Origin of the sequence: Agrobacterium sp. ST15.13.013, assembly GCF_027956525.1 — a bacterium.
Lineage (GTDB): Bacteria > Pseudomonadota > Alphaproteobacteria > Rhizobiales > Rhizobiaceae > Agrobacterium > Agrobacterium salinitolerans.
On record NZ_JAQKGP010000101.1, the window covers coordinates 1 to 350 of the forward strand.

Here is a 350-nt window from a genome sequence, read left to right on the forward strand (position 1 = left end):
TGATTTCGCCGATGATCGGCGGCCTGCTGCTGGCCACCGGCGGCGTGGCGTGGAACTTTGGCCTGGCGGCGGCGGGGACCTTTATCACCACCTTAACCCTGCTGCGTCTGCCGCAGCTGCCGCCGCCTCCGCAGCCGCGCGAGCATCCGCTGCGCTCCCTGCTGGCGGGGCTGACCTTCCTCTGCCGGAGCCCGCTTATCGGCGGGATTGCGCTGCTTGGCGGTCTGCTGACCATGGCCAGCGCGGTGCGGGTGCTCTATCCGGCGCTGGCCGGTAGCTGGCAGATGTCGGCCGGACAGATTGGCCTGCTGTACGCCGCTATTCCGCTCGGTGCGGCGCTGGGTGCGTTG

The 350-nt window shown here is 70.0% G+C and carries 1 protein-coding gene; it reads left to right on the plus strand.

Going from position 1 to position 350, the window contains the following annotated elements; all coding sequences use genetic code 11:
- Positions 1–350, plus strand: a 350-nt coding sequence (locus tag PL597_RS26070) for an MFS transporter (protein WP_271366664.1), incomplete at both ends; no start/stop codon positions are given.